General features: G+C 35.8%; 16 protein-coding genes. 8 read left to right on the top strand and 8 right to left on the bottom strand.

From position 1 onward, the window contains the following. Positions 1 to 11: 11 nt before the first annotated feature. Entirely contained in the window at positions 12 to 437 is a 426-nt protein-coding gene (gene fur, locus K6112_06370) for a ferric iron uptake transcriptional regulator (GenBank protein QZP17642.1), read from the top strand. Between the two features lies 1 nt (position 438). Here fur and recN read toward each other — a convergent pair whose 3' ends face one another. Both recN and K6112_06360 read right to left on the bottom strand, forming a co-directional pair. Then, a complete protein-coding gene (gene recN, locus K6112_06365) occupies positions 439 to 2,094 on the bottom strand; it encodes a DNA repair protein RecN (GenBank protein ID QZP17641.1) in 1,656 nt (551 codons plus the stop codon). 7 nt (positions 2,095 to 2,101) lie between these two features. Beyond that, a complete protein-coding gene (locus K6112_06360; GenBank protein QZP17640.1) occupies positions 2,102 to 2,965 on the bottom strand; it encodes an NAD(+) kinase in 864 nt (287 codons plus the stop codon). 104 nt (positions 2,966 to 3,069) lie between these two features. Between K6112_06360 and hrcA the strand changes: the two genes are divergently transcribed. The 4 genes from hrcA to rfaE2 are packed head-to-tail and all read left to right on the top strand — an operon-like array spanning position 3,070 to position 7,633. After that, complete coding sequence (gene hrcA / locus K6112_06355; GenBank protein QZP17639.1) at positions 3,070 to 4,080, top strand: heat-inducible transcriptional repressor HrcA; 1,011 nt, start codon at positions 3,070 to 3,072, stop codon at positions 4,078 to 4,080. A gap of 9 nt (positions 4,081 to 4,089) precedes the next feature. After that, positions 4,090 to 5,199 carry a ferrochelatase gene (gene hemH / locus K6112_06350; GenBank protein QZP17638.1) on the top strand — a complete coding sequence of 370 codons (1,110 nt, stop codon included), beginning with the start codon at positions 4,090 to 4,092 and terminating at the stop codon, positions 5,197 to 5,199. Beyond that, positions 5,196 to 6,179 (top strand): ADP-glyceromanno-heptose 6-epimerase, encoded by a 984-nt coding sequence (rfaD, locus tag K6112_06345; GenBank protein QZP17637.1) that lies wholly within the window; start codon positions 5,196 to 5,198, stop codon positions 6,177 to 6,179. Before hemH ends, rfaD begins: the two co-directional genes overlap by 4 nt. Positions 6,180 to 6,181: 2 nt before the next feature. Continuing rightward, positions 6,182 to 7,633 (top strand): D-glycero-beta-D-manno-heptose 1-phosphate adenylyltransferase, encoded by a 1,452-nt coding sequence (rfaE2, locus tag K6112_06340; protein QZP17636.1) that lies wholly within the window; start codon positions 6,182 to 6,184, stop codon positions 7,631 to 7,633. 6 nt (positions 7,634 to 7,639) lie between these two features. Here rfaE2 and K6112_06335 read toward each other — a convergent pair whose 3' ends face one another. Genes K6112_06335 through edd form a run of 3 tightly spaced genes read right to left on the bottom strand, consistent with a single transcriptional unit; the run spans position 7,640 to position 10,762 of the window. After that, on the bottom strand, positions 7,640 to 8,293 hold the full coding sequence (locus tag K6112_06335; protein ID QZP17635.1) for an HAD-IA family hydrolase: 654 nt from the start codon (positions 8,291 to 8,293) through the stop codon (positions 7,640 to 7,642). An 11-nt stretch (positions 8,294 to 8,304) separates the two neighbouring features. After that, a complete protein-coding gene (gene eda, locus K6112_06330; GenBank protein ID QZP17634.1) occupies positions 8,305 to 8,922 on the bottom strand; it encodes a bifunctional 4-hydroxy-2-oxoglutarate aldolase/2-dehydro-3-deoxy-phosphogluconate aldolase in 618 nt (205 codons plus the stop codon). Positions 8,923 to 8,947: 25 nt separating this feature from the next. Beyond that, positions 8,948 to 10,762: a phosphogluconate dehydratase gene (edd, locus tag K6112_06325; protein ID QZP17633.1), complete on the bottom strand. Its 1,815-nt coding sequence runs from the start codon at positions 10,760 to 10,762 to the stop codon at positions 8,948 to 8,950. A 167-nt stretch (positions 10,763 to 10,929) separates the two neighbouring features. Here edd and grpE point away from each other — a divergent pair, with 167 nt between their 5' ends. The 3 genes from grpE to dnaJ all read left to right on the top strand — a co-directional run bounded on the left by grpE (position 10,930) and on the right by dnaJ (position 14,689). Further along, positions 10,930 to 11,475 (top strand): nucleotide exchange factor GrpE, encoded by a 546-nt coding sequence (gene grpE / locus K6112_06320; protein QZP17632.1) that lies wholly within the window; start codon positions 10,930 to 10,932, stop codon positions 11,473 to 11,475. Positions 11,476 to 11,565: 90 nt separating this feature from the next. Beyond that, on the top strand, positions 11,566 to 13,524 hold the full coding sequence (gene dnaK / locus K6112_06315) for a molecular chaperone DnaK (protein ID QZP17631.1): 1,959 nt from the start codon (positions 11,566 to 11,568) through the stop codon (positions 13,522 to 13,524). A 52-nt stretch (positions 13,525 to 13,576) separates the two neighbouring features. After that, a complete protein-coding gene (dnaJ, locus tag K6112_06310) occupies positions 13,577 to 14,689 on the top strand; it encodes a molecular chaperone DnaJ (protein QZP17630.1) in 1,113 nt (370 codons plus the stop codon). A gap of 4 nt (positions 14,690 to 14,693) precedes the next feature. Here the strand turns inward: dnaJ and gloA are convergent, their stop codons facing one another. The 3 genes from gloA to coaD are packed head-to-tail and all read right to left on the bottom strand — an operon-like array spanning position 14,694 to position 15,842. Then, positions 14,694 to 15,083, bottom strand: a complete 390-nt coding sequence (gene gloA, locus K6112_06305) for a lactoylglutathione lyase (GenBank protein QZP17629.1) — start codon at positions 15,081 to 15,083, stop codon at positions 14,694 to 14,696. Positions 15,084 to 15,107: 24 nt separating this feature from the next. Further along, positions 15,108 to 15,365 (bottom strand): YfhL family 4Fe-4S dicluster ferredoxin, encoded by a 258-nt coding sequence (locus K6112_06300; GenBank protein QZP17628.1) that lies wholly within the window; start codon positions 15,363 to 15,365, stop codon positions 15,108 to 15,110. Positions 15,366 to 15,368: 3 nt separating this feature from the next. After that, entirely contained in the window at positions 15,369 to 15,842 is a 474-nt protein-coding gene (gene coaD, locus K6112_06295; GenBank protein ID QZP17627.1) for a pantetheine-phosphate adenylyltransferase, read from the bottom strand.

The raw sequence follows: 15,842 nt of genomic DNA, 5'->3' as shown, positions 1-15,842 counted from the left end.
GAGTATGAGCGATGGATGAGCATGACGGCTTAAAAAAAACTGGATTAAAAGTAACGCTTCCAAGATTAAAAGTCTTAAGCATTTTTGAGAATAGTAAAGAAAAACATTTATCAGCTGAGGACATTTACAAAGAAATGATAGGTGGCGGTGAAGAGGTTGGGCTTGCAACAATTTATCGTGTTTTGACCCAATTTGAGCAAGCAGGGTTATTAATTCGACATCACTTTGAAAGTGGTAAAGCTGTTTTTGAGCTAAATGAAAAGAGTCATCACGATCATATCGTATGCCTCCAATGTGGTCATGTTACAGAGTTTGTGAATGAGGATATTGAAAAGTTACAAACACAAGTAGCAAATGAGCATGGATTTAAGATTATTGAACACTCTCTTTACATCTACGGTGATTGCACAAAAAAACCTTGTGAGTACAAAAAGTAATTTAACTTAATATTTCCTTGGCATGATCAATTGCCTTATCAGTCACCTTAATACCCCCCAACATTCTCGCTATTTCATCAATACGCTCAGATTCATTTAAAAGGTGTATTTTGCTTGTTATAGAATCACCTGCTTGATTTTTACTAACTTTATAATGATTATTTGCCTTTGCAGCGACCTGAGGAAGGTGAGTTATTACAAGTGCCTGCGTATTTGTTTTATCTCCTAAATCTTTTAATAAATTACCAACTACTTCTGCAACACCTCCCCCAATACCTACATCCACTTCATCAAATATCATAGTTGGAACATCTATATTCGCGATTGATGCGACCCTAATTGCTAAACTTATTCTTGATAGCTCACCACCTGATAAAACTTTTTGAATTGGTTGGAGATCGCCTCCTTTAAAAGTTGAAACTAAAAATTGTATGCTTTCATTACCATGGATTGTAGGTTCAGATGGTATTAGATCAACCCTAAAAGTCGCATCATTGAAAGATAGTTGATTCAGCTTCTCTGTGATGAGATTACTTAAAGATGTGGCAGCGGTTTTTCTTTGATTAGTGACATTTATAGCAACATTATCATATGACACTTTCGCTTCCTTAACTATGGCGGATATATCCTTCTCACCCAACATACCTTTTAACTCCTCTAATCTTTGAAGCCACGTTTCACTCTCTGATTCCAAATTTTCAGGCTTAACATTATATTTTCTACAAAAATTAAATATAGACTGAATTTTTTCTTCAACCCTTTGCTGTAAATTTTCATCAATATCAACATTTTGTAAGTAATTTGATAATTCACGAGCGAGCTCTAACGATTCTGCCTGAATTGAGCTCATAATATTGTTGGCATTTTCAAGTCTTGTATCAAGTGTATGAAGATTTTTTAACTCTACTTGCGCCTCTCTTGAAAGTGAATTTAATGAAATATCGCCCTCATCAATTATTGAGATACATTTATTAACGCCTCCAATTAACTCCTTACCATTTGCTAAAAATTTTTGGTCAATTTGAAGTTGATTCCATTCTTCATAAGAAAAATTTAATCCTGAAAACTCATTATATTTTTCTTCAGTTTCATTGAGTTCATTTAAGAAACTTTCTTTATTCTTCAAGAATTTATCCTGTTCCACAGATAATCTTTGCCATTCACTGTAAAGTTTTTTTAATTGTTGAATCTCTTCTTTTGAATCTAAAAAGCTGTCCAATATCTCTCTTTGAGCTGTTTTTTTCAATAAAGAATGGTGTGTATTTTGACTATAAATATCAACCAAACTTTCACCGATAGCTTTCAGCTGACTGATGGTTGAAGGAATGCCATTAATAAATGCTTTTGACTTACCGTCTTTGTTGATGACCCTTCTTAATAGTAATTGATTGTCTGATTCTTCAAATTCGTTTAGTGATAACCAGGCTTGCGCTGCATCATTTCCTTTAAGATTAAATGTTGCAGTGATATCCGCCTTCTCATTCCCCTTTTTTACAACACCACTTTCACTTCTGGCGCCAAGGGCTAGTGATAAAGCATCAATGAGGATAGATTTGCCTGCACCGGTTTCTCCTGTGAGTGACGAAAATCCCAACAAAAAATTTAGGTCAAGCTCCTCAACAATGACATAATTTTTTATCAGTAAATTTTCAAGCATAGCCTGCCTAACCCCAATGAAGTTTATTTCTTAACATTTCAAAGTAACAATAATCTTTTGGGTGCAATATTGAGATAGTTTTTTTAGCTTTTGTAATCTGAATCTCATCTCTTTTATCAAGGGGAAATTTAATTTGTCCATCGATACTCAATGAAGCTTCCTCCATTTGCACAATTTTAATATCTATTTCACTTGTTGCATCAATAGCAATCGGGCGATTACTTAAAGTATGTGGGTTAATCGGAACAATCGAGAGTGCTTCTAGTTGTGGATGTAAAATTGGTCCTCCTGCAGATAAAGCATACGCTGTTGTGCCAGTGGGTGTGGAGACAATAATGCCATCAGATCTTTGGGTATGCACAAATTTATCATTAATGGATACTTCTAGCTCAATCAATCTAACACCACTTTTTATAACAACATCGTTTAATGCAAATGATTCATAAATCACCTTCTTGTCACGATATACTTTCGATTCAATTAATAAGCGTTTATCTTCGTCATAATTAGCATTTAAGACTTGATCTATACTGGCAAACATATTTTTTGTATTGAGGTCTGCTAAAAAACCAAAACGACCACTATTCACCCCAATCATTGGTATACCCTCATCTAATAGACTTCTTGCTACGCCTAGCATTGTGCCATCACCACCAATAATAATTGCTATGTCAGCCTCAGCTCCAATGCTCTGCAAGGGTGTTGATTGAAAACCCGTAATTTTTATTTTTTTTTGTGTCTTTTCTTCAATAATTAATTCATAATCTTTTTTTGATAAATATTCAATTAAATCAATAAGTTGTGAATTCATCTCGCTTGATTCTATGACGGCTGGATATTTACCTATGATGGCTATTTTTTTAAATTTCATCTCAATCTCTTTAAGTTCTAGCTATATATTAAATGAGTCAGTAAAATAAATCATATGATTATTTTAAAGCAATAACAAAATTTAATTAATTAATCTTAAATAAAATGGAAATTGATACAAGAACTCAGCATCTCCTAAAAACATTAATAAATCATCACATTGCTGATGGTCAACCAGTCGGTTCAAAAACCTTAACCGCTTCTTCAGGCCTAGATCTAAGTTCTGCATCAATCAGAAATATTATGAAGGATCTAGAAGATGCAGGCTTCATCTCAAGCCCACATACCTCTGCAGGTAGAATACCAACGCATAAAGGGTATCGTTTTTTTGTCGATAGCTTGGTTACGATGAAGTCGCCTAATAAAGCAGATTTAGATATATTGCAGAGCTCTTTACAAACCTCCAACTCAAAAGATTTAGTTAATATCACGGCTGACACATTATCTAGTATGACTAACTTTGCTGGTGTTGTAATGCTACCTAAGGCTAAAAAAATTAGCTTTAAGCATATAGAATTCTTAAACTTATCAAAAAAAAGAATCCTCGTTATTATTGTGACGAGTGATGGAAGCGTTCAAAATCGTGTGCTTGATACTCAAGAGGAATATGATCAAAGTACCTTAATTGAGGCTTCTAATTTCTTTAATGAGCATTATAGGGATTTGGATATAAGCAAAATAAAAGAAAAGATTATCGACGAGCTTTCGACAATGAAAAAAAATATGACAAATCTTATGAGTGCAGCGGTAGATCTTTCGATTAGTCCTAAACTTGACGAAAATTTAATTCTGACTGGACAAGGGAAGTTATTAGATACAGTCGATTTGTCACAAAATGTAAAAAGTATAAAAAAAATTATTGAGCTTTTTGAGAAAAAAACAGCCCTACTTCAACTACTCGAAAAAAGTCACCAATCATCTGGTATGCAAATATTTATTGGTGAAGAATCTGGATACCAAGCTCTTGACGAATGTAGTATCGTCACAGCGCCATACCAATCGGATGGGGAGGTCATAGGGATACTTGGTGTAATAGGACCAACAAGGATGGCGTACGAAAGAGTCATCCCAATTGTAGATATCACTGCTAAAATGCTAAGCAAATCAATTAAATAAAAAGATACTATGAGTTACTTTAATCCTGAACCACCATATAAACATGGTGATCCACCAAAAATTGGCATTATTCTCGCAAACTTAGGCACACCTGATGCAGCCGATGCCCCATCACTAAGGAAATATTTAGGTCAATTTTTAATGGATAGAAGAGTCGTAGAGATTCCAAGATTCATTTGGTGTTGGATTTTACATTTTATTATTTTAGTTTTTCGACCCAATGCTTCTGCAAAAAAATACGCGCAAGTATGGACTTCTAAAGGCTCCCCTCTTCTTGTAAACGCTCGCTCACAAGAAAAATTACTCAAGACTGTTTTGAAAAAAAAATATTCTCAGCCTCTTGAAGTTGCGCTTGGTATGTCTTACGGCAATCCTTCTATGCAATCGGCACTTGATGAATTACGAAAAAAGAATTGTACAAAAATCTTGTTATTTCCACTCTACCCCCAATATGCAGCGTCTTCTTCAGGATCTGCTATGGACGCTCTATGGAAAATTTTAATACGGACGCGTAACGTACCTGAGATTCGAACAATACGTCATTATCATGATAATCCGGCTTATATTAATGCATTAAAAATATCCGTACTAAATTTCTGGAAAAAGAATAAAAAACCAAAAAAATTAATCATGAGTTTTCATGGGGTTCCAAAAAAATCTCTAATACAAGGGGACCCATATCACTGTGAGTGCCATAAAACAGGAAGGCTGCTTGCCGAAGCTTTAAAACTCAAAGATCATGAATATCAAGTCTGCTTCCAATCAAGATTTGGTAAAGCTGAATGGCTTAAACCTTACTTTACTGACGTAATAGCGCAAGAGGCAGAAAAAAAAGATGCCAGTATCCATGTCATTTGCCCTGGCTTTTCAAGTGACTGCCTAGAAACACTCGAAGAAATTAATATGGAAGGAAAATCTTTATTTTTAGAAGGTGGTGGCATAAGTTTTAACTATATCCCAGCTTTAAATAAAGATGACGAGTGGATTAAATCTATGGAGGAAATAATCAGACCTCATCTAGCAGGATGGATAGATCCTAAATGGACACAGAAAAAAGAGAATAGCGCTTCGGACAAAACAAAGATAATGTATGACAAAGTTAAGGCTGCTTCAAAATGATAATTCTCACAGGTGGGGGTGGGATGATTGGAAGTATGATTGCTTGGCATTTAAATACCCAGATGAATTTTGATGACTTTGTGATTGTTGATGACCTAATCAATGAACAACAAGAAAATAATTTCAACAAGCGTAAGTTCATTGCATATATTGCAAAAGACGATTTAAAAAAATATTTAAATGATAAAAAAAATGTTTCCGCAGTAATTCATATGGGAGCTATAAGCGCGACAACAGAATCTAACTTTAATCGGCTGCTTCAATCAAACATAAGATTTAGCCAAGCTCTTTGGCATTGGTGTGCTGAAAATAAAGTGCCTTTCATTTATGCAAGCTCGGCGGCAACCTATGGTGATGGTTCTGTTGGTTATGATGACAATGAATCAGAACTCGATAAACTGAGTCCGTTAAATGCATATGGCTACTCAAAACATTTTTTTGACCGCTGGGTTCAGCTTGAATTATCAAAAAATCAACCAACCCCACCGCAATGGTGCGGTCTAAAGTTTTTTAATGTTTACGGGCCTAACGAATATCATAAAGGAAGAATGGCAAGTGTTGTTTTTCATTCCTTTAATCAATTTAAAGAGTCTAATCAGATTAAGCTATTTAAAAGTGAGCACCCGTCCTATGCAGACGGGATGCAAGTTCGAGACTTTATTTATGTTAAAGATGCCGTAAAGATTATAATTTTTTTCCTCAATAATAATAATTTCTCAGGCCTATATAACGCCGGTACCGGAAATGCTGAGACATTTAAAGCTCTAGCAGAAGCTGTATTGATAAATATAAAAGGGCAACCTGATGATATTAAATATATAGAGATGCCAAATGACTTAAAGGGAAAATATCAGTACTATACTCAAGCAACAATGAATAAATTAAATTCTATCGGCTTTAATGATAATTTTATGAATCTGCAAGAAGGTGTTACGGATTATTTAGAGAATTACCTCCTTACATTAGATAGGTATGCATAACTATGTCAGACCAACTTATTAACATAGTCAAAAATCAATTTCTCGGATCTAAAAAATTGTGCCTTGTTATCGGCGATTTGATGTTAGATCAATATATTTTTGGAGATGTAGACCGTATATCTCCAGAGGCGCCTGTTCCTGTTATAAAAAAGAATAGGCACCATAATCGCATTGGTGGTGCAGGAAATGTAGTGCTCAACCTTCAAGGCTTAGGAATGAAGCCTTTACTGGTTGGTAATATTGGTAATGACGGCAATGGAAAAATACTCTCCAGTCTCGTTAAAGAACATAGTTTATCAATAAAGGGGCTCATTAAGGAAAGTGGTCCTACGACGACAAAGACAAGAATAATGGCCGGTCATCATCAAATTGCGAGGGTTGATGAGGAGCAAGAAAGTCATGGGCCAAGTGCAGCAAATATTAAAAAAGTTATGCAGCATATAAGTTCAGATCTCTCGTGCATTGTCATTTCTGACTATAACAAAGGTTTTCTTTCAGCGCCTTTTTTAAAAAAAATTATTCAACAAGCTAATAGAAAAAAAATACCTGTATTAATTGATCCTAAAGGAAAAGATGTAGCCAAATATGCAGGGGCAACGCTTATTACTCCCAATAAAAAAGAGGCGATGGAGCTTGCTGGCCTTACAAATTTTGATAAGGATTTACTCAATACGACCTTAAGAAAAATAAGCAAAAATTTTAATATTAACTCTATCGTAATGACACAAGGCGAAGATGGGATAAGTCATATTACGTCAAACAAAATTAATACTTACCCAACCTCAATATCAAAGCAAGTTTATGATGTCTCTGGAGCGGGTGATACTGTGATAGCCGCTTTAGCTTGTGGTATTTCAACAAAACTTGATTTGTCAGATAGCTTTAAATTAGCTAACTTGGCTGCAGGCATTGTTATATCAAAATTAGGTACTGTTCCTATCAAGGGTGAGGAATTATTGGAGGAGATAGAAAGTAATTTTAACGGCCAAAAAAATAAAATATTTTCTTTGCGAGAATTATTACCAAAAATTTCTGACTTAAGAGCAAAGGGACAAACGATAGGCTTCACTAATGGTTGCTTTGATATATTACATTCTGGTCATGTCACTTATCTTGAGAAGGCAAAATCTCAGGTTGACTATTTGATATTAGGTCTAAATTCAGACTCCTCAATCAAAACTATTAAAGGAAAAAATAGGCCCATTGTAAGTGAGGCCGATAGGGCTCGAGTTCTATGTGCCCTTGAATCAATTGATGCAGTCATCATTTTTAAAGAATCTACTCCCATAAAACTTATCAAAGAAATTAAGCCTGATGTGCTGATTAAAGGTAATGACTACACACCTAAAAGTGTAGTGGGTGCAAATGAAATAAAAAAATGGAAAGGTAAACTCTATCTCGTACCACTCGTAGAAGGAAAGAGCAGTTCCAAAATAATTAGTAAGATGAAGTGAGTTTGATTAAATAAGATCGTTAATTCGCTCAATAGTCCTGATTTCATTATCAGCACATATATGTTCCCAGCCAGATAAGTCTGTCCAACCAGAAACAAAGATAAAATCTAAATTATATTTTTGAGCAGTTTGAATATCGTATAGAGAATCTCCCAAGAAAAGTGCTGGAGAAAAGTTAATTTTTTTTTGCTTTAATTCTATTATTTCATGCTTTGATGCTGGGCTTCCAAAAATGCCTTCATCAAAAAAGTGGTCTATTTTTTTTTCCTTGAATAAATGATTGAGCTCCTTTTCATCACCACCGGAAGCAACCATCCATTTGCTACTTTTTGTCCTTTCTCGCAATTTAGAGAGTCCTTTTGCTATTTCGCATTCATTTAGTAATTTTAATACTTGTGTATTTAAAGCTCCCAAGAGTTCATTCATTGCTTCTTCAGAAACTTCTCGATGCATTATCTCGGATAAGAAATATTTAAATTTTATGTGTCTCGAAATGCCTGTTAATTCTATATGATGGTCAACTAACGCTTGTGCTTGTTGTACACTTGCACCAAATTCAATAGCTGCATTTCTGTATGCTTCAATTTTTTGAAAATTTGAATTAAGAATGACGCCATCACAATCAAAAATAATAGTCTCGTATTTTTTTAACTCAATCATATCGTTAAAATTTAGATTGATGAGGCCTCTTTAGCAAGCTTTGTAATTTCACCCCATTGTTTGTTTTGAATTAGATCTTTTGGAGTAAGCCATGTCCCGCCGCATACAGGCACATTAGGCAAGGCTAGGAAATCTTTTGCTGTTTTTATAGTAATGCCTCCGGTTGGGCAGAATGAAATATCGGCAAATGGACCTGCAAACCCTTTTAACAAATTAATTCCGCCTACAGCAACAGCTGGGAATAATTTTAGGAAATCAAAACCATCAGCATTCGCTTTCATTACTTCACTACCAGTTGAAACACCTGGTAGCAATGGGAGATCAACATCCTTACATGTTTGGCCAATATCAAAAGTGTACCCCGGACTAACAGCAAACTGGCTTCCAGCTAACTTTGCATTAGTAACGTCTGCTTGCGTCCTAATTGTCCCAGCACCAATAACAGCCTCGGGTACTTTTGTTGCGATCTCTTCAATAACTTGTAATGCACATTGTGATCTTAAAGTAACCTCTAACACTTTTACACCACCTTCAATCAAGCTTGATGCCACTGGAACCGCATCCTCAACACGATCGATGACAATAACTGGAATGACAGGGCCAAATTTAGCTAATTCGATTGTTTTCATTTAATTTTTTCTTCTTTTAATTTATTTAACTTACCCATGTGATGGCACCCTCTTCTGCTGACAATACGTTATTTCGCATACTAGCAAAAAGCTCCCGTCCTATCCCGTGACCATTATTAATTTTTTGAGAGTCGGTCATCTTCTGTATTTCTCTTTCAAGCCACTCTTCCTCATCTACTAAAACATTTAAAGATCCAACAGTCGCGTTAAGTCTTATCATGTCTCCCTCTCTAATTTTGCTTATAGCACCACCTGCTGCACCCTCAGGACTTAAATGAATTGCTGCTGGTATTTTTCCTGATGCGCCACTCATACGACCATCAGTCACTATGCCCACCGTAAATCCCATATTTTGTATTACAGATAAAGGTGGAGTAAGTTTATGCAATTCAGGCATTCCGTTTGCTTTTGGTCCTTGAAAACGAACTACTGCTATAAAATCTTTTTCTAATTTTCCTTCATCAAAGGCTTTGAGTAAATCTTCTTGTCCATTAAACACCATAGCAGGTGCTTCAATTATATGTTTTTCTTCAGGTACCGCAGAAATTTTAATGACGGACCTTCCTAAATTGCCTTTTAGAAGTCTTAGGCCGCCTGATTCATTGAAAGGTTTATCAGCTTTTCTTACTATAGATTCATCAACACTCTTAGATGATAGCTCAGTCCAAACTAATTTATCCTTCTTAATTTCTGGTTGCTTCGCATATTCACCGAGCCCACCCTTAGATATGGTAGCAACATCTGGATACATGCATCCAGCCTCAATTAGTTCTCTAATAATAAATGCTGGTCCACCTGCCGCTTGAAATTCATTTACATCAGCTTTACCATTTGGATAAACACTTGCAAGTAAGGGTACCGATTTCGCTAAATTATGAAAATCTGTCCAATCGATAATAATGCCAGCTGCTCTTGCTATCGCTACCCAGTGGATTAAGTGGTTTGTAGACCCACCTGTAGCCAGTAGGGCCGCCATAGCATTAATAATCACCTTTTCATCGACCAATTCTCCAACAGGAATGGTGTCTTTCTTGATGTTTTGAACAAGGAGTTTAACGGCTTCGTCTGTTAAAAGAGATCTAATACCATCATGAGGATGAACAAATGCTGCACCGGGTACATGAAGGCCCATTGCCTCCATCAACATTTGATTGCTATTTGCAGTGCCATAAAACGTACATGTTCCTTCACCATGATATGCTGCAGACTCTGATGCTAATAACTCCTCTCTCCCTACTAAGCCTTGCGCATATTTCTCTCTGACTTTTGATTTTGTTGTATTGTCTATACCTGTTGACATTGGACCTGCTGGAACAAATACCGTTGGTAAGTGGCCAAAATGTAATGCAGAAATTAAAAGTCCTGGCACAATTTTATCGCAAATTCCAAGCATTAAAACACCATCAAAAACGTCATGAGACAAACCAATCGAGGAGGACATTGCTATCGTATCTCTTGAAAAAAGACTGAGCTCCATTCCAGGTTCACCTTGTGTGACGCCGTCACACATAGCAGGAACTCCGGATGCAACTTGTGCTGTCGCTCCATAATTTGCTGCAACATTCCTTATTATTTTAGGATAGTCTTCATAGGGCTTGTGCGCAGACAACATATCGTTATAAGCAGTCACAATTCCTAAATTAGGTTTTTTTTCTTCAACAATTTTTAATTTATCATTTTTAGGTAAGGCGGCGATGGCATGAGCAACATTTGCACAACCCATTCTGTCGGCCCCCCGAGTTCTGTTTTGCATATCTTTCACACGTTGCAAATAAGAGGATCTAGTCGGTTTACTCTTTTCTATGATTCGCTCTGTGATTTCAATAATTGATTGTTTCATTTTTTAACTTATTAGTTGTTAGCCGACCATTATCAAGTAAACAATATAGTTAAGTCAAATGACATTTAAAAAAAAATAAATTATGTTATTTTCATCTTGAATTTTTAAAAACTGTCCCAATATAAATCTAGTTATTAATTAAATTAAATGAAATCAAAAAATATTTTATGAGTAAATCACAAAAAAAAACTACAACTAAACAAAACAAAGAAGACAAACAAAAAGATATTGAGACACCAGAAGTATCAAATGAAAATGATCAAACAGAATCCCTAGATGATTTAAAAGCAAAAATTACTGAACTTGAAGGGGCTGTTTTATACGCGAAGGCTGAAACTGAAAATTTTCGCAAAAGATCAATTGATGAGATGGATAAGACCAGAAAATACGCCATTGAAAATTTTGCCTCTGAAATTTTACTTGTGAAAGACAGTTTGGATGCTTCGTTAATGGTGGATGAATCATCATTAGAAAATTATAAAGAGGGTATGGAGCTCACTTCAAAACAATTAACTAGCGTTTTTGAAAAACTTAACATCAAAGAGATTGACCCAAAGGGAGAAGTTTTTGATCCAAACTTTCATGAAGCGATGACAATGGTTGAGTCAGATCAAGATGCAAATACTGTTATTTCAGTAATGCAAAAGGGATACACCCTTAACGAGAGAGTACTCAGACCAGCCCTTGTTACGGTCGCAAAAGAAAAGAATTAACTTGGAGAGTTGAAATTAATACAAATGACCCAATATATTAAATTATAAAGCGTCAACTTAAACTAATAAAAAAATAGGAAAAATAAGAATATGGGAAAAATAATTGGAATTGACTTAGGAACAACAAACTCTTGTGTTTCAGTAATGGAGGGTGGAAAACCTAAGGTTATAGAAAACTCAGAAGGAACAAGAACAACGCCTTCAGTTGTTGGTTATCAAGATAATGGTGAATCTCTGGTTGGAGCCCCTGCAAAACGTCAAGCGGTGACCAATCCAAAAGATACAGTCTATGCTGTAAAGAGATTGATTGGAAGAAAGTTCGAGGAAGATGAGGTACAAAAGGATATTAAATTAATGCCCTATACCATTTCAAAAGCAGATAGTGGTGATGCGTGGGTAGAAATTAAAGGCGATAAAAAAGCACCGCCTCAAATATCAGCTGAAATTTTGCGAAAAATGAAACAAACGGCCGAAGATTATCTTGGTGAGACTGTAACTGAAGCAGTCATTACAGTTCCTGCCTACTTTAACGATAGCCAAAGGCAGGCAACAAAAGATGCAGGAAAAATTGCTGGCTTAGATGTAAAACGTATTATTAATGAACCTACAGCAGCAGCACTAGCATTCGGTATGGATAAAAAAGAAGGGGACAGAAAGATAGCTGTTTACGATTTAGGTGGTGGTACTTTTGACGTCTCTATTATTGAAATTTCAAGTGTTGACGGTGAACATCAATTTGAAGTGTTATCTACCAATGGAGATACTTTTCTGGGTGGAGAGGACTTTGATAATCGAATTATCGAGCACTTAGCTGAAATTTTTGAAAAAGAAAATGGCGTAGACTTAACTAAGGATATGCTTGCTAAACAAAGACTAAAGGAAGCTGCTGAAAAATCAAAAATTGAGCTATCAAGTAGCACTCAAACTGAAGTTAATCTTCCATACATAACTGCCGATGCATCAGGGCCTAAGCATTTAGTTGTAAAATTAACTCGCGCAAAACTTGAATCTCTTGTCGCAGATTTGATTGATAGGACAGTTGAGCCTTGCCAAACTGCAATGAAGGATGCAGGAGTAAGTAATGGTGATATTTCGGATGTAATTCTTGTTGGTGGCCAAACAAGAATGCCAAAGGTTCAAGATAAGGTTAAAGAAATCTTCGGAGTAGAAGCTCGAAAAGATGTAAACCCAGATGAGGCTGTTGCGGTGGGTGCATCTATTCAAGCAGGCGTGATGCAAGGTGATGTTAAGGATGTGTTATTACTTGATGTGACTCCGCTTAGCTTAGGAATTGAGACTCTAGGGTCTGTTTCAACTAAACTAATTAAGAAAAACACAACAATCCCAACAAAGGCATCTCAAGTTTTTTCTACAGCTGAAGATAACCAAAGCGCTGTCACCATTCATGTACTTCAAGGTGAGCGTGAAATGGCGTCTGGAAACAAAAGTCTTGGTCAGTTTAATTTAACAGATATACCTTCTGCGCCAAGAGGCACCCCACAAATTGAGGTTACATTTGATATTGACGCAAACGGTATCCTGCATGTGAATGCTAAAGACAAAGCTACTGGCAAAGAAAATAAAATAACGATTAAAGCTAACGGTGGGCTATCTGAAGAAGAAATTAAAAAAATGGAAGAGGATGCTGAAAAGCATGCTGAAGAAGATCAAAAATTACGTGAACTAGTTGATGTAAAAAATGCGGCAGAAGCAATGATTCATTCCGTTCAAAAAACGATGACTGACCATAAAGATAAAGTCACTGATGATGAAAAGTCAAAAATTGAATCTGCTATCAAAGATCTTGAGGAGGCAGTTAAAACAGATAATAAGGAAGAAATTGAAGCGAAAAATAAAGTTTTAGCTGAGGCATCACAAAAACTCGGGGAAAAGGTGTATGCTGACCAACAAGCCCAACAAGGTCAACCGCAAGGAAATGAAGCACAAGGCGGAGCAGAAGAGAAAACCGTCGATGCTGAAGTTGTTGATGCTGAGTTTGAAGAAGTTAAAGCTGAAGACAATAAAGAAGATAAGAAAGAAGAGAAATAAATTAAACTCAAATAGGACAATACTTTAAAAAAGTATTGTCCTTTACTATTTTATGGCTAAAAAAGATTACTACGAAGTTCTTGGGTTAAGTCGTCAAGCATCTGATGAAGAAATAAAAAAATCATTTAAAAAGCTTGCAATGAAATACCATCCAGACCGAAACCCTGATAACCCCAAAGCAGAAGATAGCTTCAAAGAAGCGAAAGAGGCTTATGAGGTCCTATCTGATTCTAATAAAAGATCGGCTTATGACCAATTTGGTCATGCAGGTGTTGACCAGTCTGTTGGTGGAGGTGGTGCTCAAGGCTTTGGTGACTTTGGTGATGCTTTTGGAGATATTTTCGGAGATATTTTTGGGGGCAAACAAAGCCAAAGATCAAACGTATATCGTGGCGCAGATCTTAGATACAACATGGAAATTTCATTAGAAAATGCCGCAAAAGGAACCGAGACAAAAATACGTGTTCCAGTATTATCAACCTGTAAATCATGTAACGGATCAGGCGCTAAAAAAGGAACAGAGCCAACAACATGTCAAAGATGTCAGGGGCATGGACAAGTTCGAATGCAGCAGGGTTTCTTTTCTGTCCAACAGACATGTCAAGATTGTAATGGTACCGGCAAAACAATAAAGGACCCATGTCAAGATTGTAATGGCACTGGTCGTGTAAAAGAATCGAAAACGTTATCTGTCAAAATTCCTGCAGGTGTCGATGAAGGAGATAGAATTCGACTAAGCGGTGAGGGTGAGGCAGGTGTTAATGGTGGCCCATCAGGTGACCTATATGTAGTTATTAGTCTTAAGGAACATACTATTTTCCAACGAGATGGTGGTAATCTTCATTGTGAAATGCCCATTAGTTTCTCAACAGCAGCACTGGGGGGGGAAATAAAAATACCAACCTTGGATGGCACTGCCAAAATTAAAATCTCTCCAGAAACCCAAACAGGCTCTGTCTTTCGTTTACGTGGAAAAGGTATAAAGCCAGTCAGACAAAGTCAATATGGAGATTTACATTGCCACGTCGTAGTAGAAACGCCTGTGAAATTGAATGATGACCAGAAGAAACTACTAGAAGAACTTGAAGCAATAAACCAAAAAGATAGTGATAAACATAGCCCAAGATCAAAAACTTGGCTGGATAAAGTTAAGGATTTTTTCTAGGACTCTAGAATGTTCCTTTTTCTATAAGCTCTATTTTGTAACCATTTGGGTCTTCAATAAATGCTAAAAGTAATCTTGACCCCATCATAGGGCCGGGATCTCTTATTACTTTTACTCCCTTATTCTTTATCTCCTCACAAACTTTATATATATCATCAACCTCAATAGCAATATGGCCAAATGCATTTCCGTGCTCATAATCATTTGTATCCCAATTATAAGTGAGTTCAATAACGGTGTTTTTAGTTTCGTTTCCATAACCTAAAAAAGCTAAGGAAAATTTTGCTTCTGGATATTTTTTTTCTCGAAGAAGTTTCATGCCTAAAACTTCAGTATAAAATTTAATTGATTCTTCTAAATCATTAACGCGAATCATTGAGTGCAAAATTCTCATGAAAAACTCCTTAAAAAACTAAATTTATGTCTCGACATTTTTTGTTAATTTTTTATATTTAATAAAAAGATCTGCTTTTGTTTCCTCATTATTAGGATCTTTTGGTATACAGCTTACAGGGCAAATTTCAACACATTGTGGAACATCAAAATGCCCAACACATTCTGTACATAATTTAGGACGAATATGAAATATTTCTGGCCCCTGATAAATAGCTTCATTAGGACATTCTGACTCACAAACATCACAGTTAATGCAATCATCTGTAATCATTAAAGCCATAGATTATGTTTTTAATGAATTAATATAAGAAATGATGTCAGTCGACATAAAATTACTTACATCGCCAGCAAGCGATAGAATTTGTCTCACATTGGTCGATGAGATTTCTCTGACATTTTTAGATGAAATCAAAAATATGGTTTCTATTGAATTGTCCAAAGTTTTATTCATCAATGCATTTTGAGCTTCGTTATCAAAATCTGATGAATCTCTCAGGCCTCTTAAAATAAAATTTGATGCATTAGCTTTAGCAAAATCTACTGTTAATCCTTTGAATGAGGAAGCTGAAACATTGGTATATTTTTTAGCTACGATTTCTGCCATCTTGAGTCTTTCATTCACAGAAAATATTGACGACTTTGCATTATCCTCGGAGACAGCAATCATCAACTTATCAAAAGACGAAGCTGCTCTTTTTATAATATCTTCGTGACCGAGTGTAAGCGGATCAAAAGAACCTGGATAAATTACAAACAT

It is taken from the genome of Methylophilales bacterium, from assembly GCA_019823025.1.
Lineage (GTDB): Bacteria > Pseudomonadota > Gammaproteobacteria > Burkholderiales > Methylophilaceae > BACL14.
The sequence above is the reverse complement of the archived record's forward strand: the minus strand, read 5'-3'. Positions and strand labels throughout refer to the sequence as shown.